This window comes from Vibrio sp. Vb1574 (genome assembly GCF_033338675.1).
The window spans coordinates 1-2813 of record NZ_JAWOTC010000085.1 but is presented as its reverse complement, the minus strand read 5'-3'; the positions used below and the strand labels follow the sequence as shown (position 1 = coordinate 2813).

Here is a 2813-nt window from a genome sequence, read left to right as displayed (position 1 = left end):
TGCGCTTTGATCTCTTCGGCTTTCGGTGTGAGCTCCATATTGGTGCCCTTACGCACTAAAATGTCGTCGTTAAACAAATCCCGAATTTTACGCAAGCTTCGGCTCACAGCAGGCTGGCTGGTGCACAAACGCTCCGCAGCCGTTGTGGTGTTACGTGTTTCAAGAATCACTGCAAGCACCTTGAGCAAATTGTAATCAAAGTTCATCAACGTTATCTCTTTAGCTTTTCTCAAAGCATATCACTTTTGATATAGACTAAATACCCACAATTCATTTCTGTAATAAACGGGTTAACGACTAAGCTTAGCTGGAAACATATCCTCACAACCAAATGGATGAAACCAGCCATGAAACAAAAATTACTCGTTACTCTATTGGGATTATCAGCGCTAGGTGCCAGCCCTGTATTTGCGGCTAACACCAATGTTGATCTTGCAGAAGATGCTTATATCTACGGCTACTCTATTGATGAAGCGTACAAGTTTTTCTATCACACGGCGGTAGAAAACAACTATCCGCTCAACCGCTTTCAGAATATTCGTGCTCTAGCTGATGACTCTTACACCGCTCACCCAACCATTAATAACGATACGCTTCACCTTATGGGCTGGTTAGATGTTGCTGCAGAACCTGTCATTGTGAGCGTGCCTGATATGGATGAAGGCCGTTACTGGATCTTGCATACAATGGACATGGGCCACTACACCAACGCAGCGTTCAGTTCTCGTACTCGCGGTACAAAAGGCGGCCAGTTCATGTTTGCAGCACAAGATTGGCAAGGTGAAGTGCCAGCTTCTGTCGACGAAGTGGTTCGCGTAGACAGCAACCTTGTGAAGCTGATGGGTCGCATCATGGCAGTGAATGACGAAGATGCGAAAGTCGCGCTTAACTACATGGACCAATGGAACATTCGTACCCTATCGGAATATTTAGGTAAGAACGGTCCAAAACCAGTACAAAGAACGTACCCAGATCCAAAAAATTCAACATGGCTTGAACGCGTGAACTTCGTGCTATGTGATGGCTCGATGGGCAATGCAGACAAACAGTGGTTGGACAAATACCAATCTATCGGCGTTGAACCATGCAAAACTGACTTCACACCTGAGCAGCTAAAACTGGCAAAAGTTGGTGAGAAGAAAGGCATGGAACACCTCGTCGAACTTGCACCTAAAATGACAGATGCTCGTACGTTGCTTGGTACACGCGATACCTTGGGTGATGCGCCACGCGATATTTTTGCAGAAGGTACTTACCTTGGTCAGTGGGGCTTACCACCTATCGAAGCGTCTTACCGTAAATCAGATTTCGACAGCACTGGTCAAAAACTGGATGGTTCGAAGCATGATTACGTGATGCGCTTTAAAGCGCCGAACGTCAGCGAATTCTGGTCTGTTACTATTTACGGCAACGACAACCGTTTGATGGCGAAAAACGACCTAAACCGTCACAGCCGTGGCGACCGAACCATGAAAGCGGACAAAGACGGTTACTACACCATTTACATGAGTGCGAACGAGCAAGGTCGTGCAGACGATCCAAACTTCTTGCCAGTACCTGAAAAACCGTTCTACGCCATCATGCGTTTCTACGGCGCAGACGATGCAATCCAAAGTGGTGAGTATCAAATGCCTGAAATCAAAGTAGTTAAATAATTCGTTTTAACGAACCACTGCTCTGTCGCCTCCTTAGCTCGTAAGTGCGTTAAGGAGGCTTATTTCAAGGTGGGTGTCTAGGGCGAACATCAAGCCCAAAAATCAAAGAGCCACCCACTCAATCTAGTGATTATTTTTATTTAGGTATCGTATGGATTTTAATCTAATCCAAACCTTTTTAATTGTTGCTGAATATCAATCTTACTCTCGCGCCGCAGAGCACCTAGGGCTAACTCAGCCAGCGATTAGCGCATCCATGAAACGTTTGGAAAAAGAAACCAACAAATCGTTATTTGTGAAGGATGGGCGACAAATCAAACTCACTTCTGTAGCGCATCAGTTGCTACCTAAATTTCATCAGGCGTTTGCGATGATCAATGATGCCATTTCCGATCAAAGCACTTTCCGCCTGAGCTGTAACGAAGCGCTGATCTACCGCATCACACCAACCAACACGATCAGCATTTGCGCCGATACGGATTTACCTTCGTTATTGAATGATCTCCGACTTAAACAGATCGATTTGATTATTAGCCCAACGACCATTCATGACCCATCATTTATCAGTGAATCAGTTTTTGAAGAGCCAATGGTGGTGATTTGTCGTCAAGATCACCCACGTATCGCAGGAAAAATCGAACAAGAACAGTTTTATTCTGAAAAGCACTGTCGGTTTGTCGGAGACGAAGACTTCCCAGTTAGCAACACCGAAATTCACCAGCCAGGGCTGCAAGAACGTGATGTGGAAATGATGACAACATCACTCTCTGGCATGATGCTTTATGTGGCGAAACACGATTGCTTAGGCGTGCTTCCCCTGTCTTTGGCGCAGAAATGGCAAGCTGCTTTGAATCTGCAAGTCATTCAAACTCCAATGTTTTCCGAGCCAGTCAGCTATAAACTGATTTTCCATAAACGAGATGAATCCAGCACTTCACATCAATGTTTGCGAGCTTGGGCGCGTGACCAATTTGCTACAGGCCTAAACGCCTGACGCGGTCGCACATCAAGGCGTTTCGCCAAACACTCTTTCTCTCTTCTTAAACGCCCTCTTTATGACCAAATGTGCATATGTTAAAAATGACTTAACGATCAATATGGACGTTCAGGTCGTATACTTTTCCATAACCGCACAAAAGGAGTGAAGCATGCCCACCA

3 protein-coding genes are annotated in these 2813 nt (G+C 45.4%); 2 read left to right on the top strand and 1 reads right to left on the bottom strand.

From position 1 onward, the window contains the following. A partial coding sequence (locus tag R7O12_RS23590; protein ID WP_318126454.1) for a LysR family transcriptional regulator occupies window positions 1-206 on the bottom strand: 206 nt, incomplete at its 3' end. 141 nt (window positions 207-347) lie between these two features. On the opposite strand from R7O12_RS23590, the gene R7O12_RS23585 reads away from it, so the two are divergent. Together R7O12_RS23585 and R7O12_RS23580 are read left to right on the top strand one after the other, a co-directional pair. Next, window positions 348-1655, top strand: a complete 1308-nt coding sequence (locus R7O12_RS23585) for a DUF1254 domain-containing protein (RefSeq protein ID WP_074544998.1) — start codon at window positions 348-350, stop codon at window positions 1653-1655. Between the two features lie 151 nt (window positions 1656-1806). Beyond that, complete coding sequence (locus tag R7O12_RS23580; RefSeq protein WP_318126452.1) at window positions 1807-2649, top strand: LysR family transcriptional regulator; 843 nt, start codon at window positions 1807-1809, stop codon at window positions 2647-2649. Window positions 2650-2813 lie beyond the last annotated feature (164 nt).